The organism is Mammaliicoccus sp. JADD-157 (assembly GCF_049310805.1).
GTDB lineage: Bacteria > Bacillota > Bacilli > Staphylococcales > Staphylococcaceae > Mammaliicoccus > Mammaliicoccus lentus.
The window spans coordinates 194,802-221,602 of sequence record NZ_JBMOVZ010000002.1 but is presented as its reverse complement, the minus strand read 5'-3'; the positions used below and the strand labels follow the sequence as shown (position 1 = coordinate 221,602).

Annotated in this window: 26 protein-coding genes, 1 other RNA gene and 1 other annotated feature; of the genes, 25 read left to right on the top strand and 2 right to left on the bottom strand. The window is 32.7% G+C overall.

All coding sequences use genetic code 11. The annotated features are described in order from the left end of the window. Nucleotides 1-33: 33 nt before the first annotated feature. The 23 genes from mreC (at nucleotide 34) to ACO6VN_RS07525 (ending at nucleotide 22,500) form a co-directional block, all read left to right on the top strand. Nucleotides 34-891, top strand: coding sequence for a rod shape-determining protein MreC (gene mreC, locus ACO6VN_RS07635; protein ID WP_194201329.1), 858 nt, complete (start codon nucleotides 34-36; stop codon nucleotides 889-891). Beyond that, on the top strand, nucleotides 891-1,394 hold the full coding sequence (gene mreD / locus ACO6VN_RS07630; protein WP_016999277.1) for a rod shape-determining protein MreD: 504 nt from the start codon (nucleotides 891-893) through the stop codon (nucleotides 1,392-1,394). The genes mreC and mreD overlap by 1 nt, the downstream gene beginning before the upstream one ends. Nucleotides 1,395-1,453: 59 nt before the next feature. Continuing rightward, nucleotides 1,454-1,526: a sequence feature (ribosomal protein L21 leader region), on the top strand. Between the two features lie 12 nt (nucleotides 1,527-1,538). After that, nucleotides 1,539-1,847: a 50S ribosomal protein L21 gene (rplU, locus tag ACO6VN_RS07625; protein ID WP_016911517.1), complete on the top strand. Its 309-nt coding sequence runs from the start codon at nucleotides 1,539-1,541 to the stop codon at nucleotides 1,845-1,847. Nucleotides 1,848-1,850: 3 nt separating this feature from the next. Continuing rightward, nucleotides 1,851-2,171 (top strand): ribosomal-processing cysteine protease Prp, encoded by a 321-nt coding sequence (locus ACO6VN_RS07620; RefSeq protein ID WP_016999276.1) that lies wholly within the window; start codon nucleotides 1,851-1,853, stop codon nucleotides 2,169-2,171. 10 nt (nucleotides 2,172-2,181) lie between these two features. Beyond that, nucleotides 2,182-2,466 (top strand): 50S ribosomal protein L27, encoded by a 285-nt coding sequence (rpmA, locus tag ACO6VN_RS07615; protein ID WP_016999275.1) that lies wholly within the window; start codon nucleotides 2,182-2,184, stop codon nucleotides 2,464-2,466. Between the two features lie 77 nt (nucleotides 2,467-2,543). Continuing rightward, complete coding sequence (locus ACO6VN_RS07610; protein ID WP_228086203.1) at nucleotides 2,544-3,101, top strand: Spo0B domain-containing protein; 558 nt, start codon at nucleotides 2,544-2,546, stop codon at nucleotides 3,099-3,101. A 2-nt stretch (nucleotides 3,102-3,103) separates the two neighbouring features. Then, complete coding sequence (gene obgE / locus ACO6VN_RS07605; RefSeq protein WP_016999273.1) at nucleotides 3,104-4,393, top strand: GTPase ObgE; 1,290 nt, start codon at nucleotides 3,104-3,106, stop codon at nucleotides 4,391-4,393. A 12-nt stretch (nucleotides 4,394-4,405) separates the two neighbouring features. Then, nucleotides 4,406-4,867 carry an ACT domain-containing protein gene (locus tag ACO6VN_RS07600; protein WP_422404441.1) on the top strand — a complete coding sequence of 154 codons (462 nt, stop codon included), beginning with the start codon at nucleotides 4,406-4,408 and terminating at the stop codon, nucleotides 4,865-4,867. Between the two features lie 13 nt (nucleotides 4,868-4,880). Further along, the gene (gene ruvA / locus ACO6VN_RS07595; RefSeq protein WP_194201327.1) at nucleotides 4,881-5,471 is read left to right on the top strand and encodes a Holliday junction branch migration protein RuvA; all 591 of its coding nucleotides are present in this window, start codon (nucleotides 4,881-4,883) and stop codon (nucleotides 5,469-5,471) included. A gap of 13 nt (nucleotides 5,472-5,484) precedes the next feature. Next, nucleotides 5,485-6,477, top strand: coding sequence for a Holliday junction branch migration DNA helicase RuvB (gene ruvB / locus ACO6VN_RS07590; RefSeq protein WP_194201326.1), 993 nt, complete (start codon nucleotides 5,485-5,487; stop codon nucleotides 6,475-6,477). A 28-nt stretch (nucleotides 6,478-6,505) separates the two neighbouring features. Beyond that, nucleotides 6,506-7,531: a tRNA preQ1(34) S-adenosylmethionine ribosyltransferase-isomerase QueA gene (gene queA / locus ACO6VN_RS07585; RefSeq protein WP_194201325.1), complete on the top strand. Its 1,026-nt coding sequence runs from the start codon at nucleotides 6,506-6,508 to the stop codon at nucleotides 7,529-7,531. Nucleotides 7,532-7,547: 16 nt separating this feature from the next. Continuing rightward, on the top strand, nucleotides 7,548-8,687 hold the full coding sequence (tgt, locus tag ACO6VN_RS07580; RefSeq protein WP_016999268.1) for a tRNA guanosine(34) transglycosylase Tgt: 1,140 nt from the start codon (nucleotides 7,548-7,550) through the stop codon (nucleotides 8,685-8,687). Between the two features lie 12 nt (nucleotides 8,688-8,699). Next, nucleotides 8,700-8,963, top strand: a complete 264-nt coding sequence (gene yajC, locus ACO6VN_RS07575) for a preprotein translocase subunit YajC (RefSeq protein WP_216683879.1) — start codon at nucleotides 8,700-8,702, stop codon at nucleotides 8,961-8,963. 157 nt (nucleotides 8,964-9,120) lie between these two features. Further along, on the top strand, nucleotides 9,121-11,412 hold the full coding sequence (secDF, locus tag ACO6VN_RS07570) for a protein translocase subunit SecDF (RefSeq protein WP_422404440.1): 2,292 nt from the start codon (nucleotides 9,121-9,123) through the stop codon (nucleotides 11,410-11,412). A gap of 180 nt (nucleotides 11,413-11,592) precedes the next feature. Next, nucleotides 11,593-13,887 (top strand): single-stranded-DNA-specific exonuclease RecJ, encoded by a 2,295-nt coding sequence (gene recJ / locus ACO6VN_RS07565; RefSeq protein WP_422404439.1) that lies wholly within the window; start codon nucleotides 11,593-11,595, stop codon nucleotides 13,885-13,887. Further along, the gene (locus ACO6VN_RS07560) at nucleotides 13,887-14,405 is read left to right on the top strand and encodes an adenine phosphoribosyltransferase (RefSeq protein ID WP_194201322.1); all 519 of its coding nucleotides are present in this window, start codon (nucleotides 13,887-13,889) and stop codon (nucleotides 14,403-14,405) included. The genes recJ and ACO6VN_RS07560 overlap by 1 nt, the downstream gene beginning before the upstream one ends. A 142-nt stretch (nucleotides 14,406-14,547) precedes the next feature. Next, complete coding sequence (locus ACO6VN_RS07555; protein WP_064211066.1) at nucleotides 14,548-16,737, top strand: RelA/SpoT family protein; 2,190 nt, start codon at nucleotides 14,548-14,550, stop codon at nucleotides 16,735-16,737. Nucleotides 16,738-16,748: 11 nt separating this feature from the next. After that, nucleotides 16,749-17,201, top strand: coding sequence for a D-aminoacyl-tRNA deacylase (gene dtd / locus ACO6VN_RS07550; RefSeq protein WP_194201321.1), 453 nt, complete (start codon nucleotides 16,749-16,751; stop codon nucleotides 17,199-17,201). Further along, on the top strand, nucleotides 17,198-18,070 hold the full coding sequence (locus ACO6VN_RS07545; RefSeq protein ID WP_070044715.1) for an N-acetylmuramoyl-L-alanine amidase: 873 nt from the start codon (nucleotides 17,198-17,200) through the stop codon (nucleotides 18,068-18,070). Before dtd ends, ACO6VN_RS07545 begins: the two co-directional genes overlap by 4 nt. A gap of 321 nt (nucleotides 18,071-18,391) precedes the next feature. Further along, nucleotides 18,392-19,657, top strand: coding sequence for a histidine--tRNA ligase (gene hisS / locus ACO6VN_RS07540; RefSeq protein ID WP_194201320.1), 1,266 nt, complete (start codon nucleotides 18,392-18,394; stop codon nucleotides 19,655-19,657). After that, complete coding sequence (gene aspS / locus ACO6VN_RS07535) at nucleotides 19,657-21,429, top strand: aspartate--tRNA ligase (protein WP_422404438.1); 1,773 nt, start codon at nucleotides 19,657-19,659, stop codon at nucleotides 21,427-21,429. Before hisS ends, aspS begins: the two co-directional genes overlap by 1 nt. Nucleotides 21,430-21,484: 55 nt before the next feature. Further along, nucleotides 21,485-21,677: non-coding RNA, 6S RNA (ssrS, locus tag ACO6VN_RS07530), on the top strand. Nucleotides 21,678-21,729: 52 nt separating this feature from the next. Then, on the top strand, nucleotides 21,730-22,500 hold the full coding sequence (locus ACO6VN_RS07525; protein ID WP_016999259.1) for a tRNA threonylcarbamoyladenosine dehydratase: 771 nt from the start codon (nucleotides 21,730-21,732) through the stop codon (nucleotides 22,498-22,500). Nucleotides 22,501-22,733: 233 nt separating this feature from the next. On the opposite strand, the gene ACO6VN_RS07520 is transcribed toward ACO6VN_RS07525, so the two are convergent. Further along, nucleotides 22,734-24,002: a replication-associated recombination protein A gene (locus ACO6VN_RS07520; protein ID WP_194201318.1), complete on the bottom strand. Its 1,269-nt coding sequence runs from the start codon at nucleotides 24,000-24,002 to the stop codon at nucleotides 22,734-22,736. Nucleotides 24,003-24,093: 91 nt separating this feature from the next. On the opposite strand from ACO6VN_RS07520, the gene cymR reads away from it, so the two are divergent. Together cymR and ACO6VN_RS07510 are read left to right on the top strand one after the other, a co-directional pair. After that, nucleotides 24,094-24,513, top strand: coding sequence for a cysteine metabolism transcriptional regulator CymR (gene cymR, locus ACO6VN_RS07515; protein ID WP_016999257.1), 420 nt, complete (start codon nucleotides 24,094-24,096; stop codon nucleotides 24,511-24,513). A 191-nt stretch (nucleotides 24,514-24,704) separates the two neighbouring features. Continuing rightward, nucleotides 24,705-25,439 carry a trypsin-like serine peptidase gene (locus tag ACO6VN_RS07510; protein WP_194201317.1) on the top strand — a complete coding sequence of 245 codons (735 nt, stop codon included), beginning with the start codon at nucleotides 24,705-24,707 and terminating at the stop codon, nucleotides 25,437-25,439. 62 nt (nucleotides 25,440-25,501) lie between these two features. Here the strand turns inward: ACO6VN_RS07510 and ACO6VN_RS07505 are convergent, their stop codons facing one another. Continuing rightward, nucleotides 25,502-26,509, bottom strand: coding sequence for an LLM class flavin-dependent oxidoreductase (locus ACO6VN_RS07505; protein WP_422404437.1), 1,008 nt, complete (start codon nucleotides 26,507-26,509; stop codon nucleotides 25,502-25,504). Nucleotides 26,510-26,801 lie beyond the last annotated feature (292 nt).

Genomic DNA, 26,801 nt, shown 5'->3' with positions numbered 1-26,801 from the left:
ATTTAGACATTTGAAAATTAAGAGGTGTTTAGATTGTCGAATTTTTTTAAAAATAATAAATTAGTATTTTTTCTAATTTCCATGGTTTTGTTAATAGTAATAGTAGGGTATTCAATGAGGGCACAATCTGCATCGCTTAGTGAACAATATGCTAGTGATACATCATCATTTGGAGGTAGAATTGTTTCTTATCCTGTGACGATGGTATCGAACTTTTTCACTAATTTAACAACTTCGGAAGATGATGTTAAAAAATTAAAAGAAGAAGCAAAGCGCACTGAACAGATTAAAGCTGATAAAGCTCGTTTGGAAAAAGAAAACAAAGAATTAAAAAAAGAACTTGATATGAAAGACATTTCACAATTTAATCCAATATCTGCTACTGTAATTGCAAGAAGTCCAGATCAATGGATGAACACGATTATTATTGATAAAGGTAAAAAAAGTGGAATGAAAGAAAATATGGCTGTAATCACTAGTGAAGGGTTAGTAGGAAGAATCAAAAAAGCTAACCAATTTTCATCTCAAGTTGAACTAATTTCTACAAGTGTAAAAACGAGTAAGCTTTCTGTGGACATTCAACAAGAAGGCGAAAATGTCTTTGGTATGATTAATCGATATGACGAAGAAAAAGGGCTTCTCGTTATTAGTGATATCGATAATAAATACAAAATTAAAAAAGGATCTAAAGTAGTAACAAATGGTTTAGGCGACCAACTTCCTAAAGGTTTATTGGTAGGAGAAGTTGAGAAAGTCGAAAATGACGAATACGGATTGTCTAAAGTAGCATACATAAAAACTTCAACAAATATTAAAGACCTTAGTCATGTCTATGTGGCTAATAGAGATCCTGAGACTATCCCTTCAGCAGACGAAAGTGGTGAGGAATAATGAGATTATATGTTATTCCTCTGATTGGCGTCTTACTATTTTATCTAGATTCTTTATTAACTAGAATATCACCTATTCATCTATTTAATGAAACATTCGTTATCGTTCCACGCCTTACATTCTTATACTTACTAATAATTGCAGTTTATAAAAACCCTAAAGTAGCGATTATCCTAGCAATCGTTACTGGAATATTTACTGACATTTATTATGGCGGCGTATATGGTGTTTACACATTTGGTTATGCATTATTTGTAGTAATGATGGATAAATTATTCAAAGTATTTTATAGAGATATTTTAATGATGGTTATTTTACTCATTATTTCGGTGGTATTATTAGAAATATGGGTTATGGCTTTTTATGGCATATTAGGATTTATTTCAATAGATTTTGGTAATCTTATATTATTCCGATTAATTCCAACAATAATATTTAATTTAATTTGTTTAGTTATTATTTTTCCTTTCGTTTTGAAATTATTAGAAAGAAATACAAATTAATTAAACAATATTGACAATAGTAACTGTAGATGGTAATCTATTGAAGTTGAGTAGTTTCAAGCTACATACAACCGCTCAATCATAGGTATTAAGTACGAACGTCACCTATGAATGGCGTGACTTAAAAAATTAGGAGGTGCAAGTATGTTTGCTATAATTGAAACTGGCGGAAAGCAAGTTAAAGTAGAAGAAGGTCAAACAATTTGGGTTGAGAAATTAGACGTAAATGAAGGTGATTCATTCACTTTTGACCAAGTATTATTTGTAGGTGGAGATTCAGTTAAAGTTGGATCACCAGTTGTTGAAGGTGCTTCAGTTACTGCTAAAGTTGAAAAACAAGGACGCGGTAAAAAAATCACTGTCTTCAAATACAAAGCTAAGAAAAACTACAAGCGTAAACAAGGTCATCGTCAACCTTACACTAAATTAACTATCGAAAAAATTAACGCGTAAGCAATGATTAAAGTAGATATTAGTTTAAACGATGAAGGGCAAGTTACAGATATTATTATGTCTGGACATGCTGATTCAGGTGAATACGGCAAAGATATAGTCTGCGCTGGCGCATCTGCAGTAGTGTTTGGTACGACTAATGCAATCATCGGTTTAACTGATGAAACACCTGATATAGATTACAGTGACGATGGTGGATATTTTCATATACGTAGTGTAAACTTAGAAAATGAACAAGCGCAAACTTTATTACAAGGCCTAATCATTTCTTTAAAGACTATTGAAGAAGAATACGGGCAATATATTAAACTAAATTACAAGTGAGGTGTAACTCATGTTAAAATTAAACTTACAATTTTTCGCATCGAAAAAAGGGGTTGGTTCTACAAAGAACGGTCGTGACTCTGAATCAAAACGTTTAGGAGCTAAACGTGCTGACGGTCAATTCGTTACAGGTGGTTCTATCCTTTATCGTCAACGTGGAACTAAAGTTTTCGCTGGTGAAAACGTAGGTCGCGGTGGAGACGATACATTATTCGCTAAAATCGACGGCGTTGTTAAATTCGAACGTTTTGGTCGTGACAAAAAAAGAGTATCTGTATATACAGCTGCTGAATAATCACTAAATTGAGACACCAGAATTTTTTCTGGTGTTTCTTTTTTTAATCAAATGATTAAAATGGTATAATAGTATTTATGAATACTTACAATATAGGTGATAAAATGGATGATTTAGATGTGTATTTAAAGTCGAGACACGATTTTGTCAATCAATTTCAACTGTTATACACTTATAAACAGTTGGGTAAAGAAAGTAAAGTTAATTCATTAATAGATGAATTGTATCAAGAACTTAAACAAGAACAATTATTTTTAAATGCACCATGCAGAAAGTTTGTTCAAGAAGTATTTTCACACAAAATCTCATTGTCAGGCTCTAAATGGACATTTGAAATTGAATGTAATAGCGATGAAGATTATCAAAGGAATTTATTCCTATCAGATAACATTTTGTTAAATATTTATCACAAATGGATGAATCATATCGTCAATGAAATTGACGAATTAGATACACATATCGGATTAATTATTGAACAGGAATTTGTTACATTAATAATGTCAGCTAAAGGTATTACGATAAACGAAAATGAAATTAAACAAATTTTTTCAAACTATAATATAGAAATTATTTCGTATAATCAAGAAATATGTGAATTAGAATTTTTTATTAATATTAATGAACTAGAGGTGTAAACATGTTTATAGATCAGGTCAAGATATCTTTGAAAGCTGGTGATGGCGGTAACGGTTTAGTTGCTTTTCGTCGTGAAAAGTATGTTCCGTTTGGTGGTCCGGCCGGAGGAGATGGAGGCAAAGGTGCCTCAGTAGTATTTGAAGTAGATGAAGGATTACGTACTTTATTAGATTTTAAATTCCAAAGAAAATTTAAAGCTGATAAAGGTGAAAATGGACAAAGCAGTAACATGCATGGTAGAGGATCAGGTGATTTAGTATTAAAAGTTCCACCTGGCACAATTATAAAAAAAGTAGAAAATGAAGAAGTACTAGCCGATTTAGTAGAGCATGGACAACGTGCTACAGTAGCAAAAGGTGGCCGTGGTGGTCGAGGCAATTCAAGGTTTGCATCACCGAGTAACCCAGCACCAGACTTTTGTGAAAATGGTGAGCCTGGAGAAGAAATTGAAGTTATTCTAGAATTGAAATTAATGGCTGATGTAGGTTTAGTAGGTTACCCAAGCGTAGGAAAATCGACACTCCTATCAATTGTATCTAAAGCTAAACCTAAAATAGGTGCTTATCATTTCACAACTATTAAGCCTAATTTAGGTGTTGTACAAACTAAAGATGGCAGAGGATTTGTAATGGCAGATTTACCTGGTTTAATTGAAGGAGCTTCAGAAGGTGTAGGTCTAGGTCATCAATTTTTACGTCATGTTGAACGTACGAGAGTGATAGTTCACATTATTGATATGAGTGGAATGGAAGGCAGAGACCCTTATGAAGATTATGTTACAATTAATCAAGAGTTGAAATCTTACAATGAAAACTTATCAAGAAGACCGCAGATAGTTGTTGCAAATAAGATGGACTTACCAGATTCAGAAGCGCAATTAGAGATGTTTAAAGAACAGCTTGAGGAAGATGTAAAAATTGTTCCTATTAGTACAGTTACACGCGAAAATGTTGATCAATTATTATATCAAATCGCTGACTTACTCGATGAAACTGAAGGTGTAGATTTCGATAGTATAGAAGAAGAAACAGGTATTCATAGAGTTGTCTATAAACATGAAAAATCAAGGGACCATTTTGTTATTTCTCGTGATGACGATGGAGCTTATGTTGTTACAGGTGATTCAATTGAAAGATTATTCATGATGACTGACTTCAATCGTGATGCAGCTGTTAGACGTTTTGCTAGACAGATGAGATCAATGGGTATCGATGATGCCTTGAGAGAAAAAGGCGCTTCTAATGGTGATATTGTAAGAATATTAGGTGGAGAATTTGAATTTGTCGAATAGGGCGTGTTCTAATTGAAAAAATCAAATGAATCAACAAAGAAGTTTTATTTAATTAGGGAAGATGTATTGCCAGAATCTGTTCAAAAAACTATAAAAGTAAAAAATGCGCTCATGAAAAATAACAATTTGACTATTTATGATGCAGTGAAAAAGTTTAATCTTTCTAGAAGTGCATTTTATAAATATAAGGATACGATTTTCCCTATAGATAGATTAGAGGAACAAACACGAAATTTAACTTTAATTTTGTATGTTCAAGATGAAGTAGGTATGCTTGCTTGTGTATTAAATAAAATTGCTGAATTAAAAGGATCTGTTTTAACGATTCATCAAAGTTTACCTATGAAAGACAGAGCTACTATAACGATTTCATTAAACGCCTCTAATATAGAATTATCTCTAGAAGAATTGATGGATGCTATTAAAGAAAGTCCACACGTAGATGAAGTTGAAGTTATTGGAATGAGCATGTAAAGGGAGTTATCTAATGTATGCATATATAAAAGGTAAAATTTCTCAATTATATCCAACACATATAGTAGTTGAAAATAACGGTATAGGTTATGAAATACAAACACCAAATTCATATCGTTTTCAATCTCAATTAGAAGAAGATGCGCAAGTCTTTACACAACTAATTGTACGTGAAGATGCGCATCTATTATATGGTTTTATAGATTTAGAAGAGAAAGACATGTTTTTAAATCTTATTAAAGTTACCGGTATTGGTCCTAAATCTGCACTAGCAATATTAGCAGCCAGTACACCGAATGAAGTTAAAATTGCTATTGAGAATGAAAATGAAGCATATTTAACAAAATTCCCTGGTATAGGAAAGAAAACAGCTAGACAGATTATATTAGATTTAAAAGGTAAATTAACTATTACCGAAGAATCAGAGCTCTTTGCTCAAGCTGACGAAAGTAAAAATGATGTATTAGAAGAAGCGGTATTAGCGTTAGAAGCATTAGGTTATTCTAAACGTGAAATTACTAAGGTTAAAAAATCTTTAGAAAAAGAAACATTTGATACTGTAGATGCATGTGTTAAAAGGGCTTTAGCACTACTTATTCAATAAATGAGGTGATTTTTTGGATGATCGTGTAGTTGATGAACATGAACTTGAAGAAGATTTGCAAAATGAATTATCATTAAGACCGGACACATTGAATCAGTATATAGGTCAACATAATATTAAATCTAATTTAGATATTTTTATTAAAGCTGCGAAATTAAGAGAAGAACCTCTTGATCATTGTTTGTTATATGGTCCTCCAGGTTTAGGTAAAACGACTCTTGCTAACATCATTTCTAATGAGATGGACGTTAATTTACGTACAGCTAGTGGACCCTCTATAGAAAGACCAGGAGATTTAGCTGCGATTTTATCAGCTTTACAACCCGGTGATGTGCTATTTATAGATGAAATACATCGTTTGAGTCGTGTAGTAGAAGAAGTTTTATACCCAGCTATGGAAGACTTTTTCTTAGACATAGTAGTTGGTAAAGGTGAAGAAGCAAGAAGTATTAGAATTGATTTACCGCCATTTACATTAGTGGGTGCTACGACTAGAGTAGGAAGTCTATCAGCTCCTTTAAGAGATCGATTTGGTGTTCATTTACGTTTAGAATATTATGATGATGGAAGTTTAAAAGAAATCATTAAACGTACTGCTGAAGTCTTTAATGTTGAAATAGATGACCAAAGTACAAATGAGTTATCAAAACGAAGCAGAGGGACACCAAGAATTGCTAACCGATTGTTAAGAAGAGTGAGAGATTTTGCTCAAGTTGAAGGTGACGATTCAATAACAATTGATACAACTAAACATGCATTAGATTTATTACAAGTTGATAAAGAAGGGTTAGACCATATTGACTATAAAATTATGCACTGTATATTGAATAATTATAAAGGTGGACCAGTTGGCCTAGATGCAATTGCTGCTACGATTGGGGAAGAACGTATTACATTAGAAGATGTGTACGAACCATATCTCATTCAAAAAGGCTTTATAGAACGAACGCCTCGTGGTAGAAAAGCAACTGCAGTGAGTTATGACCATTTTGAGATAAAGAAATAATATTAGAATGAGGAAAGAGGCAAAGCCTGTGAATATTGAAGATTTTGATTTTGATTTACCTGAGTCTTTAATCGCTCAAACACCATTGCTTAATAGAGAAAGTAGTCGACTACTAAAATGCGATAAAGTTACAGGTGAATTAGAAGATTTAACATTTAAAGATGTTATACATCAGTTATCACCGGGAGATTGTTTAGTACTAAATGATACAAAAGTCATGCCTGCTAGATTATTTGGAATTAAAGAAGAAACTGGTGCGAAAGTTGAAATGTTAATGCTAACACAACAAGAGAATGACGAATGGGAAGTACTTATCAAACCTGCAAAACGTATAAAGATAAATCAAAGTGTATCTTTTGGGGAAGGTAAAATAATTGCTACTTGTGTTAAAGAGTTAGACCAAGGTGGTAGAATTATGAAACTTTCGTATGAAGGCATTTTACAAGAACGTTTGGATGAACTTGGTGAAATGCCATTACCTCCTTACATTAAAGAAAGACTAGATGATCAAGACCGATATCAAACTGTTTATGCTAAAGCTGTTGGATCAGCTGCAGCACCAACTGCAGGACTACATTTCACTAAAAATCTATTACAAGAAATTAGAGATAGAGGTGTACATGTTGCATTTATAACTTTACACGTAGGATTAGGTACATTCAGACCGGTAAGTGTAGATAATATCGACGAACATGAAATGCATTCAGAGTATTATCAAATGTCTGGAGATACTGCTGAATTATTAAATAAAGTTAAAGCCGATGATAAAAAAATTATTTCAGTTGGTACTACTTCAACAAGAACGTTAGAAACAATACGAAGTAGGAATGATAAATTCATAGCCGAAAGTGGCTGGACAGATATCTTTATATATCCTGGGTATGAATTTAAAGCGATTGATGGCTTAATTACAAATTTCCATTTACCAAAATCTACTTTAATTATGTTAGTTTCAGCGCTGTCATCGCGCGAAAATATTTTAAATGCTTATCGTCATGCTGTTGAATCTGAATATAGATTCTTTAGTTTTGGGGATGCAATGATTATTATATAGTGAAGGAGAAAAAGACATGCCTGCAGTAACATATGAGCATATTAAAACTTGTAAACAGTCTGGTGCAAGATTGGGAATCGTTCATACACCACATGGTTCATTTGAGACACCAATGTTCATGCCAGTTGGTACAAAAGCAACTGTAAAAACGATGAGTCCTGAAGAACTTAAACAAATGGAAGCGAAAATCATTTTAAGCAATACCTATCATTTGTGGTTACAACCTGGAAGTGATATCATTTCTAAGGTGGGTGGATTACATAAGTTTATGAATTGGGATGGACCAATATTAACTGATTCAGGAGGCTTTCAAGTATTCAGTTTAAGTGATATGAGAAAGATTGAAGAAGAAGGTGTGCATTTTAGACATCATTTAAATGGTTCTAAATTGTTTTTAAGTCCAGAAAAGGCAACGCATATTCAAAACGATCTTGGTTCAGACATTATGATGGCGTTTGATGAGTGTCCTCCTATGCCATCTGAGTATGATTATGTAAAGAAATCAATTGAAAGAACGTCTAGATGGGCTGAGAGATGTCTTGAAGCTCATAAACGTCCTGAAGATCAAGCTCTATTTGGTATAATCCAAGGTGGGGAATACAACGATCTTAGAGAGCAGAGTGCTAAAGATTTAGTTTCACTTGATTTTCCTGGTTATGCGATTGGCGGTTTATCAGTTGGAGAACCGAAACCTGTTATGTACAGAATGGTTGAACATACGACACCGTTAATGCCATTTAATAAACCAAGATATTTAATGGGCGTTGGCTCACCTGATGCATTAATCGAATGCTCAATTAGAGGCATCGATATGTTTGATTGTGTTTTACCAACACGTATAGCTAGAAATGGTACATGTATGACTTCACAAGGTAGAGTAGTGATAAAAAATGCGAAATATCAAACAGATTTATCACCATTAGATCCTGAATGTGATTGTTACACATGTAGAAACTATACTAAAGCTTATTTGCGTCATCTGATTAAAGCAGATGAAACATTTGGAATTCGTCTTACTACATATCATAATTTGTATTTCTTATTAAAATTGATGGAGAATGTTCGCCAAGCAATAAGAGAAGATCGATTACTTGATTTCAAAGATGAATTTTTCGAACAATATGGACTAAATGTAGATAACCCCAAAAACTTTTAAAGGAGTATGATTATGGAAGTATTAGTACAATTATTACCAATTATTTTGATATTTGCACTTGTTTGGTTCTTAATGATTAGACCACAGCAAAAAAGAGCAAAAGAGCATCGCGAATTATTAAATCGCTTAGAAGTAGGTCAAAAAGTTACTTCAATTGGTGGAATTAAAGGTACAGTTAGAGCAGTTGACGAATCAATCGTTATTGTTACTGTAAATGACAAAGGCCAAGAAATTACTTTTGAAAAACCTGCTATCAAACAAGTAGACCCTTCATAAAAAAGTTTACATTTTGATGGAATTAGTTTAATATATTTAACGTTAAAGACATGGTTATCCATGTCTTTTTTTGATACATGTACGTTATGACTATTCAAAAACTGGTAATGTATGCTATAACATATATAGTGAACTAAAAAAAGTAAGAGGTGTTATCGTGAAAAAGCGTAGTAGAATTATAGCCTTTTTACTTCTCTCGGTGTTGATTTTTACTTTAATAGGATCAACCGGTAAAAATATAACGAAGAATGTAAATTTAGGTCTAGACTTACAAGGTGGATTTGAAGTTCTTTATCAAGTCAACCCTTTAGATAAAGGTGACAAAATAGATAAAGACGCTGTTAAATCGACCGCCAAAACTTTGGAATCACGTGTTAACGTATTGGGTGTTTCTGAACCGAAGATTCAAGTTGAGGAAGGCAATAGAATAAGAGTACAATTAGCGGGTATTAAAGATCAAAATGAGGCTCGTGAAGTACTTTCGACTCAAGCTAACTTAACAATTAGAGATGCTAAAGATAATGTACTATTATCAGGTAAAGATTTAGTGCAAGGTGGCGCTAAACAAGGTTTTAAAGATAATACAAACGAAGTAGCAGTTACACTTAAATTAAAAGATGCAGAAAAATTTAAAGAAGTAACTGAAAAAGTATCTAAAATGAATCCAAACCTAATGGTTATTTGGATGGATTACGAAGATGGAGATAGCTACGAAAAAGAAGCTAAGAAAGAACAAGAAGGCAAAGAGCCTAAGTATATTTCTGCAGCGACAGTTAGTCAGCCTATCAATTCTGAAAATGTAGAAATATCAGGTGGATTTAAAGGTGAAGAAGGCGTTAAAGAAGCAAAACAAATCGCTGACTTATTAAATTCAGGTTCTTTACCAGTTAAATTAGATGAAGTTTATTCTACTTCAGTAGGTGCTCAGTTTGGTCAAGATGCTTTAGATGAAACGATTTTTGCCTCTACAATTGGTGTAGGTATCGTATTTTTATTCATGTTAATCTACTATAGATTACCTGGTGTTGTTGCTGTTGTTACATTAAGCGCTTATGTTTATTTAACATTATTAGCATTCAACTTTATTTCAGGTGTTCTTACTCTACCTGGTCTAGCTGCTCTTGTGTTAGGTGTAGGTATGGCTGTAGACGCGAATATCATTATGTATGAACGGATAAAAGATGAGTTAAGAATCGGAAGGACATTGAAACAAGCCTTCAAAAAAGGTTCGGGTTCATCATTTGTTACAATACTAGATGCTAACTTAACGACAATATTAGCTGCATTAGTATTATTTGTATTTGGTGAAAGTTCCGTTAAAGGTTTCGCAACAATGTTATTACTATCTATTCTGATGAGTTTTGTAGCATCAGTATTCTTAACAAGATTACTGTTATCAATCTTGATTAACTCAAATTATTTTAACAAAAAGTATACTTGGTTCGGCATATCTAAAAAATCAAGACATGATATTAGCGAAAAATTAGATGTACATGATTTAAGTACACCTTATGATAAAATTAATTTTGTTAAACTTGCAAAACCGCTCTTAACATTTAGTATCATAACTATTATTGTTGGTGTGATTATAATATCTATATTTAAATTAAATCTTGGTATCGACTTCGCAAGTGGTACAAGAGTTGATTTACAATCTGATAATGCAATAAAAACTGAACAAGTATCTAAACAATTTAAAGATATGGGATTAGAACCTTCTCAAGTTACGACAAGTGGTTCGGGCAATCAAATGGCTACTGTACAGTTTAAAGATGCTTTAGATAAATCGGAGATAAAAAAAGTTAAATCTGATTTTAAAGATACTTTAGGTCATGACCCTAATGTTAGTACAGTATCTCCTGTAGTTGGCCAAGAGCTCGCAGTAAATGCATTGAAAGCTTTAGGCATTGCAGCGCTTGGTATCGTCATTTATGTTACATTTAGATTCGAATGGCGAATGGGAACTACTGCAGTATTAGCACTTCTACACGATGTGTTCATGATTGTAACAGTGTTTAGCTTATTTAGATTAGAAGTAGATATTACATTTATTGCTGCTGTATTAACGATAATCGGTTATTCCATAAACGATACAATCGTTACATTTGATAGGGTTCGTGAAAACTTACGTAAAATCAAAGTTATAAAAGACCCAGAAACAATTGATATGATTGTAAATTCATCTATTAGACAAACGATGACGAGATCAATTAATACAGTGTTAACAGTTGTAATAGTTGTAATTGGACTATTAATCTTTGGATCATCAAGTATATTCAACTTCTCATTAGCATTACTTATAGGACTGATTTCAGGTGTGTTCTCATCTGTGTTCGTGGCAGTTCCGCTATGGGGTATGTTGAAAAAGAAACAACTTAAAAATTCTGATGACGGCAAATTAGTTGTCTACGAAGAGAAAAAATCAAACGACGAAAAAATACTCGTTTAAAATTCATGAGCACTTATCAAAGCTACACTTTATGTGTCTGCCTTGATAAGTGCTTTTTTATGCAGTTGAAGTTTATCAATTCTATGCAAAAAATATTTATTTTGATATGCTTAATTTGTTTAGTAGAGAATCATTAATTTTTCATGTATAATGTTTTGAGTAGAAATGAGGAGATTTGTTATGACTAAAGCACGTTATCAATGGTCTATACCTAGACAAACTATAGAAATAGACAAGCAGATAATTAAAAAATTTAATATTTCCCCGCTATTAGAAAAAGCATTAGTTTCTAAAGGTTATACAACACAAACTGATATCGAACATTTACTTTCTAAAGAAGAACTTTTTCATGATCCTATGTTGTTAGGTGATATGGAGAAAGCTGTTTCAAGAATACATAAAGCTATAGAAAATAGTGAGAAAATATTAGTATATGGTGATTATGATGCTGATGGTGTGACATCAACAACAATTCTCGTAAAAACATTAGAATCACTTGGAGCTCAAGTCGGTTGGTATATTCCGAATAGATTTACAGAAGGATATGGTCCAAGTGAAGGGGCATTTCGAAATGCTCATGATGAGGACGTTACTTTAATCATTACAGTAGACAATGGTGTCCAAGGGCATCATGAAATAGATATTGCTAATGAATTGGGGATAGACGTTATCGTAACAGATCATCACGAATTTGGTATTACAAAACCTAATGCATATGCTATCGTCCATCCTATGCACCCTGACTTCGACTATCCATTTGAATATTTAGCAGGTGTAGGGGTTTCTTATAAATTATGTAAAGCACTTAAAGCGGACTTGCCCGATTATTTTCTTGGACTTGTAGCAATCGGTACTATTGCAGATTTAGTGAGTTTAACTGATGAGAATAGATATATGGTCAAGAGAGGTTTAAACATTTTAAATGAAAAACCTTCCCCAGGTATTAAAGCACTATTAGAAGTCGCAGATTACACTGATGAAGTCAGTGAACAAACTGTAGGATTTATAATTGGCCCAAGATTAAATGCGGTTGGTCGTCTGGATGATGCTAGATTAGCATGTGAATTATTGATGTGTGAAGACAGCGATGAAGCGACTTTTCTTGCTGAAGAAGTGGATCATTTTAATACGGAAAGAAAAGCAATAGTTGAAACTATTACAGAAGAAGCTCTTGTGCTCGCTCAAGAACAAATTGACACCAACGCACAATTTTTAGTTTTAGCAAAAGAAGATTGGAACGAGGGTGTGCTCGGAATAGTAGCATCAAGAATTGTTGAACAATATCATTTACCAACTATCGTGTTAAATGTGGATATAGAGCAAAATCATGCTAAAGGATCAGCTAGAAGTATTGAACAAGTATCTATGTTTGAATTTCTTCAAAATAACTCTGAACTTATACAAAAGTTTGGTGGTCATCATATGGCAGCAGGTATGACGTTAGATATTGATGCTATAGAATCATTAAAAAAAGCTTTAAATGATGAAATGTATAAGTTAACAGAAGGTAAACCACTATTACTGCAATTAACTGTGGATTCAGAAATTCAAGTATCTGACATTTCAGTTGAAAATATTTTTGACTTAGAGAGATTACGACCTTTTGGAACTGATATTTCTGCACCATTATTTGCAGTGAAAAATGTGCAGGTTAATTCGGTGAAAGGTATTGGACAAAGTGAAAAACATTTAAAACTTACATTAACCGACAAAAATATTGCGGCACTTCATTGGAATTTCGGACATCTTCAACACGACATAACAAATGAAACAACTATTAATATAGCAGGCAGCTTAAATGTAAACGAATGGAATGGACACCAATCTCCACAAATAATCGTAAAAGATTTAGAGTTAGGTAATGAACATACAGTATTCGATTACAGAAGTAAAAATAAACAAGACTTATTGAAAATTAATCAAAAAGATGCTTTGTTTGTAGTTAATTCAACAGAAGAAAAACTAAATGATAGATATGTGTTCTATGGAGAAGGATATGAAAGAAATGTTGAAGCGTGTGTGCTTAGAGATTTACCAAAAGATTTAGATGATTTAAAAACAACTTTAAATCAAGTTAATGCAGATAAATATTATTTAGTTTTTAAAGGTCAATCTAATTCATACTTTGAAGGTTTACCTAATGAACAAAAATTTAAAGAAACATATAAAGCACTACTCAGTAAAGCAGAAACAAATATTCAAACTGAAGGTATGCAACTTTGTCAATTTTTGAAAATTAAACCTGATCAATTAAAATTCATACTAAATTGCTTTTATGAATTAGACTTTATTACAATAAATGATGGTATAATAAAAGTGAATAAAGAAGCGGAAAAGAATAGCATTCAAAGTGCGCCGTTGTATCAAGAGAAGAAAAGACAAATAGAAATTGAAAAGACATTGTTATATAATGATAGTCAATCTTTAATCAAATGGATTCAGTCATTGATAGGCAACGTTGAGGAGGAAGTTTAATGGATTTAAAACAATATGTTTCAGAAGTACAAGATTGGCCAAAAGAAGGGGTTAATTTTAAAGATATTACAACAATTATGGACAATGGGGAAGCATATAAATATGCAACTGACCAAATTGTAAGTTATGCTAAAAACAAACAAGTAGATGTAGTAGTTGGACCTGAAGCAAGAGGATTCATTATAGGGTGTCCTGTGTCTTATGCTATGGGAATTGGTTTTGCACCTGTTCGCAAAGAAGGTAAATTACCTCGTGAAGTTATTCGTTATGAATATGATTTAGAATATGGCTCTAACGTTTTAACAATGCATAGAGACGCAATTAAACCTGGTCAACGTGTGCTTATTACTGATGATTTATTAGCAACAGGTGGTACAATAGAAGCTGCTATCCATTTGGTGGAATCACTAGGTGGTATTGTAGTAGGTATTGCTTTCTTAATAGAATTGAAATATTTACACGGGATAGATAAACTAGAAGGATACGATGTTGTATCTTTAATTTCATATGATGAATAGTATGTAAATACTAAAATAAAATAGTCACTTTTGTGACTATTTTATTTTTAGATTAAATATAATAATTATATGTGGCATATTACTTATATTAATTGCTATAATAGTAATATTAAAGAGAAATTTGTGATGAGGTGGTGTCCCTATGAATAAAGAATATCCTTATAGTGCTGATGATGTTTTATATAAAGCTAAAAGCTACTTATCCGAAGAAGCTTACAAATTAGTTGAAAAAAGTTACGATTTAGCTTTTAAAGCACATCAAGGCCAAATTAGAAAAAATAATTTACCTTATATTATGCATCCAATACAAGTTGCAGGTATTTTGACTGAAATGAAGTTAGATGGCCCAACAATTGTTGCTGGATTTTTACATGATGTAATTGAGGATACACCTTATACTTACGATGATTTGGTTGAAATGTTTAATGAAGAAGTTGCAATTATAGTAGATGGTGTGACAAAACTTAAAAAAGTAAAATATAAATCAAAAGAAACGCAACAAGCTGAAAACCATCGTAAACTATTTATAGCAATTGCTAAGGACGTAAGAGTTATACTTGTGAAATTAGCAGATAGGCTTCATAACGTCAGAACTTTAAAAGCCATGCCAAAAGAAAAACAAAAAAGAATAGCAAAAGAAACATTAGAAATATACGCACCTCTAGCTCATAGATTAGGTATTAATACGATTAAATGGGAACTGGAAGATATTTCTTTAAGATATATAGATAGTGTTCAATATTTCAGAATAGTTAATCTTATGAAGAAAAAAAGAAGTGAACGTGAAACATATATTGCTAATGCTGTTAAAGATATTGAATCAGAAATGGAAGTTATGGATATTTCTGGCGACATAAGCGGACGACCTAAACATATATATAGCATCTATAGAAAAATGGTTAAACAGAAAAAGCAATTTGAACAAATATTTGATTTATTAGCTATTAGAGTTATAGTGCCATCTATTAAAGATTGTTATGCTGTATTGGGCTTAGTGCACACACTTTGGAAACCTATGCCTGGCAGATTTAAAGACTATATAGCTATGCCAAAACAAAATATGTATCAATCATTGCATACAACGGTAGTTGGACCAAATGGCGATCCTTTAGAAATTCAAATCAGAACTTATGAGATGCATGAAATAGCTGAACACGGTGTGGCTGCTCATTGGGCTTATAAAGAAGGTAAAAACTTAAGCAATAAATCTGAAGAATATTTACAAAAAATGAGTTGGTTACAAGAAATAGCTGAAACAGATAACACATCTCCAGACGCTGAAGAATTTATGGAATCATTAAAATATGATTTACAAAGTGATAAAGTTTACGTCTTTACGCCAGAGAGTGATGTTGTAGAACTTCCTTATGGTGCCGTACCAATAGACTTTGCTTACTCTGTCCACAGTGAAGTGGGGAATAAGATGATAGGAGCAAAAGTAAACGGTAAAATCGTGCCGATTGATTATAAATTATCTACTGGAGATATAGTTGAAATTAGAACGAGTAAACATTCGTATGGACCGAGTAGAGATTGGTTGAAAATTGTGCGTTCTTCAAGTGCTAAAAGCAAAATTCGCAGTTTCTTTAAGAAACAAGATAGATCTGCAAACATTGAAAAAGGCAAGTTTATGATTGAAGCTGAAATTAAAGAACAAGGTTTCAACGTAGATGAAGTATTAACTTCTGAGAATATCAAAAATGTAAATGAGAAATATAATTTTTCGAATGAAGATGATTTATATGCAGCAGTAGGATTTGGAGGCATCACCGCGTTACAAGCTGTTAATAGATTATCTGAAAAAATTAGAATAGAACGTAAAAAACAGTCATTAAACCAAGTTCAAGAAGTCAGTAAGTCTATGCCGATTAAAAATGATATACGTACTGAAACAGGTGTCTATGTAGAAGGCTTGGACAATATGCTAATCAAATTATCGAAGTGCTGTAACCCTATCCCTGGTGATGATATCATCGGTTACATTACAAAAGGACACGGGGTAAAAGTACATAGAAAAGATTGCCCTAATATTATTAATGAAACCGAGAGATTAATCGATGTAGAATGGGTTAAAAATACAAATGAACAAAAAAGTTACCAAGTTGATTTGGAAATCACAGGATACGATCGAAATGGCTTGTTAAATGAAGTCTTGCAAGTTGTAAATTCAATTAAAGTACAATTAGTAAAAGTTTCAGGTAAAGCTGATATAGATAAAAATGCTGTTATAAACATAAGTGTTATGGTTAAAAACGTTAATGACGTTTATCGAATTGTTGATAAAATAAAACAATTAGGCGATATCTATACAGTTACCCGTGTATGGAATTAAGAGGTGATATTTTGAAAGTTGTTTTACAAAAAGTAAGTCAAGCTAAAGTGACATCTGAAAATATTCAAAATGAAATTAAACAAGGTTTTTTATTGCTAGTAGGAGTTGGTGAAGAGTCAACGTATAAAGATGCTGACGCCATTGCTAAAAAAATCACCAAAACTCGAATTTTTGAAGATGACCAAGGCAAAATGAATTTAGATATACATCAAGTTGATGGGAAAATACTGTCTATTTCACAATTCACAATATATGCTTCAGTAAAAAAAGGAAATAGACCTGGGTTTACGAATGCTAAAGAACCAACCGAAGCTAACAATATATATAGATATTTTAATGAACAATTAGCTTCTTATGGTATACCTGTCAAAAGTGGTGAATTTGGTGCACATATGGATATATCACTTGTTAATGATGGTCCAATAACGATTATTTTCGAAAGCAAGGATGGTATTATTCAATGAACCGAATAAGCTTATGGTTTAAAAAAAAGAAACTAAAGCCAATACCGATTATTATCGTGGGATTAATATTATTAGCATTAATTATTATTATTATTAATCTCTTAACACAAGAAGATGAAGAACCGAAGTCACTTTCTATGATAGAAGATGGTGAACTGAGAACCGGTCCAGCTGCATTTTATCCAATTATATTTGATGTTAAAGATGGAGATAAGTTTGAAATCATAGATAGAGAAGGTAAATGGTTTGAAGTCATTAATAGTGACAATGAAAAGGGTTGGATTGCTGGTTGGCATACAAATTTAGATATTAAAGAAGATGTGGATCCAGTCCAAAAACCATTAAAGGGTAAAACCATTGTACTTGATCCAGGGCATGGTGGAAGTGATCAAGGCGCGGCAAGCTCCAAACACAAAGACGTAACAGAAAAAGTAATGACGTTAAAAACTGCTAAAGAATTGGAAAAAATGTTAAAAGATGAAGGTGCTAAAGTAAAATTAACACGTTCAAAAGATGAGTACGTTAAATTAAAAGATAGACAAGCTGATGGAGATGTATTCATAAGCATACATAATGACGCACTTGAATCTTCTAATCCACATGGTTTAACAGTTTATTATCATCATGAAAGTCATAAAGATTTCGCAAAAACTTTACACACTTCAATCAATCAAAAGTCTATCTTGTCTGATAGAGGGGTAAGAAATGAAAACTTCCAAGTTATTAGACAAGCTAAGTCACCTGCTGTATTATTAGAACTTGGATATATAAGCAACCCAACTGATGAAAACTTAATCGTTGATCGCAAATACAGACACATAGTTGAAACTGGTATTGTAGATGGTTTGAAAGTTTACTTTTCAAATTAAATGTTGACTGAAATTAAGTATGGGGTTACTATTAATATAAATTACTAAATATAAACTTACCGTTTATTCTTGAATAGTATACACTTTAGGCTGAACACAGAGATTATAACATGTGCTGAAAGTTATAAAGATGCCACGTATACTTTTGAACACAAGAAGAGGGAATCTTATGAAAGTAAGATCGATTGACATCCGTTACAATGTTGTTAAGTGAGTATTCTTTTTTAGAGAATACTAATTAGGGTGGCAACACGGAATCTTCGTCCCTTGTATGTTTATTAAGCATACAAGGGACTTTTTTAATTTTAAGGAGGAAATTAAATGATAAATATACCACGTGGCACACAAGATATTTTGCCGAAAGATAGTTATAAATGGCAGTATATTGAAAATAAATTACACGAACTGATGAAAATTTATAATTATAAAGAAATTAGAACACCTATATTTGAAAGCACGGATTTATTTAGTAGAGGTGTTGGAGATTCAACTGATGTCGTACAGAAAGAAATGTACACATTTAAAGATAAAGGTGATAGAAGTCTCACATTGAGACCTGAGGGTACTGCTAGTGTAGTGAGAAGTTTCATAGAAAATAAAATGCAAGGTAATGCGAATCAGCCTGTAAAATTATATTATACTGGTCCTATGTTTAGATACGAAAGAAAACAAAAAGGACGTTATCGTCAATTCGTTCAATTTGGAGTAGAAGCAATTGGATCAGAAAATCCTGCAATCGATGTTGAAATTATTGCAATGCTTGTACACATTTATCAGTCATTCGGTTTGAAAAACTTAAAACTAGTTATTAACAGTATTGGTGATGCTGAATCAAGAGCAGATTATTCTAAAGCATTACAAGAACATTTTGAGCCAGTCATTGATACATTTTGTCAAGATTGTCAAAACAGACTGTATACAAATCCAATGCGCATTCTAGATTGTAAAGTTGATCGAGATAAAGAAGCTGTAAAAAATGCGCCGAAAATTACTGAATACTTGAATGATTATTCAAGAAGTTATTTCGAAGAAGTTAAAACACTATTAGATGAAATTGGTATTGAATATGAAATTGATAGCAATTTAGTACGTGGTTTAGATTATTATACGCACACTGCATTTGAAGTAATGAGCAATGCAGAAGGATTCGGAGCTATTACAACTCTATGTGGCGGTGGACGTTATAATGGATTATTAGAATTATTAGATGGTCCAAAAGAAACAGGTATAGGATTTGCTTTAAGTATTGAAAGACTATTGCTCGCTCTAGAAGCGGAAGGCATTGAAATAGAACAAGAAGACTCTATAGATTTATTCATCGCTACTATGGGAGAGCAAGCTGATCATTATTCAGTAGAATTACTTAATAAACTAAGATTAGCAGGTATTAGTTGTGACAAAGATTACTTAAGTAGAAAATTAAAAGGCCAAATGAAACAAGCCGACAGATTAAATGCAACTTATACTATTGTTATTGGTGAAGATGAATTACAAAAAGAGCAAGTAGAAGTTAAAAATATGAAAACTGGCGAAAGTGAACCAGTAGCATTTTCAGAATTAGAGAATTATTTAAAGGTGGAATCATAATGAATAAAAGAACAACTTATTGTGGAAGTGTAACAGAAGAATATATTGGCCAGACAGTAACTTTAAACGGATGGGTACAAAAAAGACGTGACCTTGGCGGACTTATTTTTATAGATTTACGTGACCGTGAAGGCGTAGTACAAATTGTTTTTAACCCAGATTTTTCAGAAGAAGCTTTAAAAATTGCTGATAAAGTGCGTTCTGAATATGTTATACAAGTTAAAGGTCAAGTAACTAAAAGAGATGAAAAATCAGTTAATGATAAAATTAAAACTGGTAAAGTAGAAGTGCAAGTTTCAAATATAAAAATATTAAATGAATCTGAAACACCACCGTTCTCAATTACAGATGTAAATGATATAGATGAAAATGTTCGTCTTAAATATAGATATATAGATTTACGTAGAGAAAGTTTAGCTCAAACATTTAAAATGAGACATCAAATTACACGCTCTGTTAGAAACTACTTAGATGAAGGAGATTTCTTTGAGGTTGAAACACCTGTTTTAACGAAATCAACACCAGAAGGGGCTAGAGACTACTTAGTTCCATCACGTGTCCATGATGGTGAATTTTATGCATTACCTCAATCACCACAAATTTTTAAACAGTTACTAATGATAGGCGGTTTTGATAAGTATTATCAAATCGTTAAATGTTTCAGAGATGAAGATTTAAGAGCTGATAGACAGCCTGAGTTTACTCAAATAGATATCGAAATGAGTTTCGTTGATCAAGAAGATGTTATGACAATGAACGAAGGTTTAATGAAGCGTATTATGAAAGACGTTAAAGGAATCGATATTACGACACCATTTCCTCGTATGACATACGCTGAAGCAATGGAGAGATATGGTATTGATAAACCAGATACACGTTTCGGTATGGAATTAATCAATTTATCACAATTAGCTTCACAAATGGAATTCAAAGTATTTAAAGGCGCTGTTGAAAACGGTGGGGAAGTTAAAGCGATAGTTGTTGAAAATGGAGCAGACGACTATTCAAGAAAAGATATTGATCAATTACAATCATTTGCAAGTATATACGGAGCTAAAGGTTTAGCTTGGGTTAAAGTAACTGATGAAGGATTAAACGGTCCAATTAGCAAATTCTTTAATGAATCACACACAGAAGAATTATTAAAAGAAACAGAAGCAAAATCTGGTGATTTAATTCTATTTGTTGCAGATAAAAAAGATGTTGTTGCAGCTAGTTTAGCTCAATTAAGAAATAAACTTGGTAAAGAACGTGGCTTAATAGATTCTAACCAATATAACTTCTTATGGGTTACAGATTGGCCATTATTTGAATATGATGAAGATACTAACCGTTATGTTGCTGCCCATCATCCATTCACTGCTCCTAAAAAAGAAAACGAAGATATGTTAGAAACAGATCCTACAAATGTTGAAGCAAATGCTTATGACATTGTATTAAATGGATTTGAATTAGGTGGGGGTTCAATCAGAATCCACAAATCTGACTTACAAGAAAAAATGTTTAAAGCTTTAGGATTTACAGATGAGGAAGCTCAAGAACAATTTGGTTTCTTAATAGAAGCGTTTAAATATGGAGCACCTCCACATGGTGGAATTGCTTTAGGATTGGATAGACTTGTTATGTTATTGGCTGGTAGAACTAATTTACGCGATACAATTGCTTTCCCTAAAACAGCAAGCGCATCTTGTTTATTAACTGACGCACCAAGCAAAGTATCAAATAGCCAATTACAAGAATTACATTTACAATTAGATTTAGACGAAGAATAACAAAGTATAAATACTTGTTATTTAAAAGAATTATGATAAAATAAATTTATAAGGTAGACATCTGAAGTGTTCGTGATACGCTTTATGTATTTTGACCTAACACTTTCGATCAAGGGAGCCTAATGGGTTTTCTTAATAGCGCATACGCCTCTCAAGGAGGACATGCAAAATAAGAAACAGGGCACCCACCTGTATTTAGCAGGCCAAAATGATCTAGCACGCAATATTACGGCACAATTGGATTCTATCGGTACGCAAGACTCTATGTCTTGCGTATTTTTGTGTAAAGGAGTTAAAAATATGACTAAACATCAATTCTCAAGAAATGAGTTAGCGATTGGTAAAGAAGGATTAGATTTACTTAAAAGCAAAACAGTTGTTGTACTAGGAGTGGGCGGCGTTGGTTCTTTTGCTGCTGAAGCACTAGCAAGAACGAATATAGGACATATTATTTTAATAGATAAAGATGATGTAGATATTACAAATGTGAATAGACAATTACATGCACTTACTACAACAATTGGACAATCTAAAGTTGATTTAATGGAAGAACGCATTAGATTAATCAACCCAGATTGCAAAGTCACTTCATTACATATGTTTTATACAGAAGAAACATACGAAGCATTATTTAATGAATACGATATAGATTATTTTTTAGATGCTAGTGATACAATTATGTACAAAATACATCTTATGAAAGAATGTTTAGAAAGAAACATTAACGTGATATCAAGTATGGGGGCTGCAAATAAAACAGACCCTACTAGATTTGAAATTGCTGATATTTCAAAAACACATACTGATCCAATGGCAAAAATTATTCGTCTTAAACTTAGAAAAATGGGAATTCATAAAGGAATAAACGTAGTATTTAGTGATGAAAGTCCTATTGTAATAAGAGAAGATGTTAATGAAGTCGTCGGAGATAAAAATGCTAAAGTTAGAAAAGCACAAATGCCACCATCTTCAAATGCTTTTGTACCAAGTACAGTAGGATTGATTTGTGCAAGCTATGTAGTGAATGACATACTAAAAGATATTCATGTTAAGAGAGTTAAAGATAAGTGAAAACAGGCTGAGACATTTATATGTCCCAGCCTGTTTTTGTTATATAAGCGTGAGTAGCTTATTGTTTATAATGAATAAGAAGAGAATGGATTCTCTAACGTACAAGAAACATAAGACAAGCCCGTTACATTTTCTAATGAGCTAGAGATTGTAAACAAGCCCGTTAGAGTGATATTTCCTACGATTTTGTATAATGTTGACGCCGTTTATATTCTAGATGACTTTATTATAAATTAGTTTTTGTTTTTTAAATTTTTGTAGACTTCTGCAAATTGTTGTTCTGCTTTGGACGTTAATTTTGGTTGGTAGTATTGTTTATGCTTTAATGTATCAGGTAAATATTGTTGTTTTACATAACTATTTTCATAGTTATGAGGATATTTATAGCCTATTGCGTTACCTAAATCTTTAGCACCTTGATAGTGTCCATCTTTTAAATGTTTTGGCACAAGACCTGCTTTACCATTTTTAATATCTGATAATGCTGAATCTATTGAGGTAATAGCTGAGTTAGATTTAGGAGAGAGGCACAGCTCTATAACTGCCTGACTTAATGGAATACGTGCTTCGGGAAATCCTAATCGTTCACTTGCTTCAATTGCTGATAATGTTCTTGCTGCAGCGCCTGGTGAAGCTAAACCAATATCTTCATAGCTAATAACTAATAAACGCCTAGCTATAGTAGGTAAGTCTCCAGCTTCTATAAGTCGTGCTAAATAATGTAGCGCAGCATCTACATCACTACCTCTAATAGATTTTTGGAATGCGCTCATGACATCGTAGTGTTGATCACCATCTTTGTCATGTTGAAAAGCGCTTTTTTGTATACATGTTTTTGCGTCTTCAACCGTAACGTGTCGAGTGTCATTTTCGATATCTGCGCTTAATACAGCTAGTTCTAATGCATTCAAAGCGCTCCTTACATCACCATAACTAGCTTGTGCGAAATAAGCGATTGCTTCTTCATCTACTTCAGGTTGATATGAAAATAATCCATTTTCTTCATCGTTTAATGCACGATTTAAAGCTTCTATAATGTCTTCCTCTTCTAGCGGATATAATTCGAAAATTTGAGCTCTACTTCTAATCGCTGGATTAATAGCATGATATGGATTTGAAGTTGTTGCACCAATTAACACGATTTTGCCCGATTCTAAGTGAGGTAATAAAAAGTCTTGCTTCGCTTTATCTAATCTGTGAATCTCATCTAACAGTAATATAACTTGTCCAGAAATTTTAGCTTCTTCTACGACAAGTTGCATATCTTTTTTCGTGTTTGTAACAGCGTTAAGCTGTCTAAACTTATATTGTGTACTACCTGCAATAGCTTGTGCAATGCTTGTTTTTCCTATTCCTGGGGGTCCATAAAAAATCATAGACGTTAATCTTTTAGTTTCTACCATTCGTCTAATAATGGCTTTAGGTCCAACTAAGTGATCTTGACTAATGACATCATCTATCGTTTTTGGACGCATTCTATAAGCTAATGGTTCGTTTTTCATCTGTGATCAACCTTTCTAATTACTCAAACTGTCAAAAAAATGATAAAATAAGTTAAACAATACTTTTTAAAGAAAACAAGAGGTGTAGTACATGAAAATTTCAACTAAGGGACGATATGGCTTAACACTAATGATATCGTTGACCAAGCGTTATGGTCAAGGATGTACATCATTGAAGTCTATCGCCGAAGAAAATAATTTAAGTGATTTATATTTAGAACAATTGGTAGGGCCATTAAGAAATGCTGGTCTTATTAAAAGTGTCAGAGGTGCAAAAGGGGGATATGAATTACAAAAATCACCATCTGAAATCACTGCTGGGGATGTTATAAGGTTATTAGAAGGACCAATTACACCAGTCGAAGGAATAGAAGATGAACCTCCAGCTCAACAACAGTTATGGATAAGAATACGTGACGCTGTTAAAGAAGTGCTGGATAATACGACTTTAGAATATTTAGCGAACTATACAAACCAAGATGAATTAGAAGGTTATATGTTCTATATTTAAAAATAATTGAGATTGAACGCGAGCGTTCAATCTTTTTTTATGCCTAAGTGTACGATTTTAGTGCCCAACTGTAAAAAACTGCTATAAAAGTTAACAGTTGGGTATAGATAATATCAAAGTAGGGTATTTTTATCCTAGAATATTAATTTCATATTAAAATAATTGTACATTACAACAAAGGAGTGTTTTAAATGAATAGATTAAAAATATTTATGTTGGCCTTAGTCTCCGTTATTATGGTTGGTTTAGTTAGTGCACCATTAGAAGCAAATGCACATAATGAACCAAAACAACCAAGAGTCATATTACCTAAGAATGACCGCACGCAAATAACAGATACGACTTCTGGACATTACCAATCTGTTGCATTTGTTGATATAGGCGGTACGTCTATAGCATCTGGGGTTGTAGTAGGTAAAAATACAATTTTAACAAATAAACATGTAGTAGACTTTACGAATGGTGATGCATCTCAATTGAAATTCTCACCAGGAGCAAATGGCGAAGGAAATTACCCGTTTGGCACTTTCACAGCTACTGATTACACAACTGCTCCAGATGGAGAAGATTTAGCTGTGGTCCATGTTGGTAAGAATAGTAAAGGACAGTCTATTGGTGATGTAGTTCAACCTTCAAGTCCAGTAGATACATCATCTGTGAAAAAAGGTGATCCAATTACAGTTACAGGTTATCCTGGTGACAAGCCATTAGCTACTTTATGGGAAAGTAAAGGTAATGTATTATCCGCTTCAGGCAGTAGCATTACATATGATTTAAGCACATACGGTGGTAACTCAGGTTCACCTATATTTAACGCTAATAAAGAATTGATTGGTATTCATTATGGTGGCGTTACAGGTGAACATAACAGTGGTGTCCTATTCAATTCAAGTGTACAAGAATATATTAATAATAATTTAAAATAGAACATAAACACACAGTCCGAGACATTTAAAAATGTCTCGGACTGTGTGTTTTTATATATAATTTACTCACTATATATTTCGTCTACTACTTTTTTGAATGATTCAAATGATTTATACTGTTTATCTAAATCATAAATATAACTAACTGCCATAATTTCATCTACATTATATTTTTCTTGGAATGCTAAAAATTGTTTTTTAACTGTTTCTTCACTACCTTTAAATGAAGTGTTTGTTTTATCTTGTGCCATATATTTTTCTTGAGGTGACCAAATATTTTCTAATTGATCTGTTGGTGGTTGTAATGGTAAACGTGAATTTCTAACAATACCTAAGAACATTAAATGCATAGTGGATGATAAATATGTTGCTTTTTCATCTGTTTCTCCTATTATGACATTTAAACATACTGTCACACGTGGTTTATCTAAATACTCAGATGGTTCAAATAAATCACGATAAATTTCTATAGCTTGTGCCATTTGTTGTGGTGCAAAATGAGCTGCAAACACATAAGGTAGACCAAGGCGAGCTGCTAAGTGTGCAGAATCTGTTGATGAACCTAACACGTATATAGGGATATTTGTATCTACACCAGGGTAAGGTCTTACATATGATTGATCTTCTTCAGGACCGAAATATTTTAATAATTGTTTAATATCATCTCCGAATGTATATACACCTTTATGTGAATCACGTCTTAGTGCAGAAGCAGTCATCATATCAGTGCCGGGAGCGCGACCAAGTCCTAAATTAAGGCGGTTTGGAAACATAGTAGCCATTGTACCGAATTGTTCTGCTACGACTAGTGGAGCGTGGTTAGGAAGCATGATACCACCTGAACCTACCATGATTGAATCTGTATGTTCTAAAGTATGTTGTATTAATAAAGCAGTTGCAGAACTTACTAAATTAGGTGCATTATGATGTTCAGCTATCCAATAACGTTCGTAACCTAATTTTTCTACATGTTGTGCAAGTTGTACCATATTTTGAATCGCTTCTTGCTCTGATTCTCCTTTTCTTAAAGGAACAAGATTCAAAGCAGAAATTGGGAAATGTGATTGCATGTTTAATTCTCCTTACTTATTTATATAATCGAAGTATAACAATAGTAAAGAAGGTGCTCTATGAAATTGCTCATTAAAAGTTGACTAATGTAAAATTTCTCGTTATAATATATGAAAATTTAGCGAAAGGTGGCATCAATATTAGACATGGACATCCAATAATTTTTACGCACTTAATTTGATTACGTAAAAATACCATTGTATTACACAATGATGATTGGATAAATATGTCTAAATATTGTAAGCCACCATTACTGAGAATAGTGTAATGGTGCGTCCTTGTATGTGTAAT

Bases quoted from the DNA above. Each gene is read 5' to 3' on its own strand.
- mreD (WP_016999277.1), top strand. From the start codon at position 891: ATGAGATTATATGTTATTCCTCTGATTGGCGTCTTACTATTTTATCTA.
- rplU (WP_016911517.1), top strand. From the start codon at position 1,539: ATGTTTGCTATAATTGAAACTGGCGGAAAGCAAGTTAAAGTAGAAGAA.
- ACO6VN_RS07620 (WP_016999276.1), top strand. From the start codon at position 1,851: ATGATTAAAGTAGATATTAGTTTAAACGATGAAGGGCAAGTTACAGAT.
- rpmA (WP_016999275.1), top strand. From the start codon at position 2,182: ATGTTAAAATTAAACTTACAATTTTTCGCATCGAAAAAAGGGGTTGGT.
- ACO6VN_RS07610 (WP_228086203.1), top strand. From the start codon at position 2,544: ATGAATACTTACAATATAGGTGATAAAATGGATGATTTAGATGTGTAT.
- obgE (WP_016999273.1), top strand. From the start codon at position 3,104: ATGTTTATAGATCAGGTCAAGATATCTTTGAAAGCTGGTGATGGCGGT.
- ruvA (WP_194201327.1), top strand. From the start codon at position 4,881: ATGTATGCATATATAAAAGGTAAAATTTCTCAATTATATCCAACACAT.
- tgt (WP_016999268.1), top strand. From the start codon at position 7,548: ATGCCTGCAGTAACATATGAGCATATTAAAACTTGTAAACAGTCTGGT.
- yajC (WP_216683879.1), top strand. From the start codon at position 8,700: ATGGAAGTATTAGTACAATTATTACCAATTATTTTGATATTTGCACTT.
- recJ (WP_422404439.1), top strand. From the start codon at position 11,593: ATGACTAAAGCACGTTATCAATGGTCTATACCTAGACAAACTATAGAA.
- ACO6VN_RS07560 (WP_194201322.1), top strand. From the start codon at position 13,887: ATGGATTTAAAACAATATGTTTCAGAAGTACAAGATTGGCCAAAAGAA.
- ACO6VN_RS07555 (WP_064211066.1), top strand. From the start codon at position 14,548: ATGAATAAAGAATATCCTTATAGTGCTGATGATGTTTTATATAAAGCT.
- ACO6VN_RS07545 (WP_070044715.1), top strand. From the start codon at position 17,198: ATGAACCGAATAAGCTTATGGTTTAAAAAAAAGAAACTAAAGCCAATA.
- hisS (WP_194201320.1), top strand. From the start codon at position 18,392: ATGATAAATATACCACGTGGCACACAAGATATTTTGCCGAAAGATAGT.
- aspS (WP_422404438.1), top strand. From the start codon at position 19,657: ATGAATAAAAGAACAACTTATTGTGGAAGTGTAACAGAAGAATATATT.
- ACO6VN_RS07525 (WP_016999259.1), top strand. From the start codon at position 21,730: ATGACTAAACATCAATTCTCAAGAAATGAGTTAGCGATTGGTAAAGAA.
- ACO6VN_RS07520 (WP_194201318.1), bottom strand. From the start codon at position 24,002: ATGAAAAACGAACCATTAGCTTATAGAATGCGTCCAAAAACGATAGAT.
- cymR (WP_016999257.1), top strand. From the start codon at position 24,094: ATGAAAATTTCAACTAAGGGACGATATGGCTTAACACTAATGATATCG.
- ACO6VN_RS07510 (WP_194201317.1), top strand. From the start codon at position 24,705: ATGAATAGATTAAAAATATTTATGTTGGCCTTAGTCTCCGTTATTATG.
- ACO6VN_RS07505 (WP_422404437.1), bottom strand. From the start codon at position 26,509: ATGCAATCACATTTCCCAATTTCTGCTTTGAATCTTGTTCCTTTAAGA.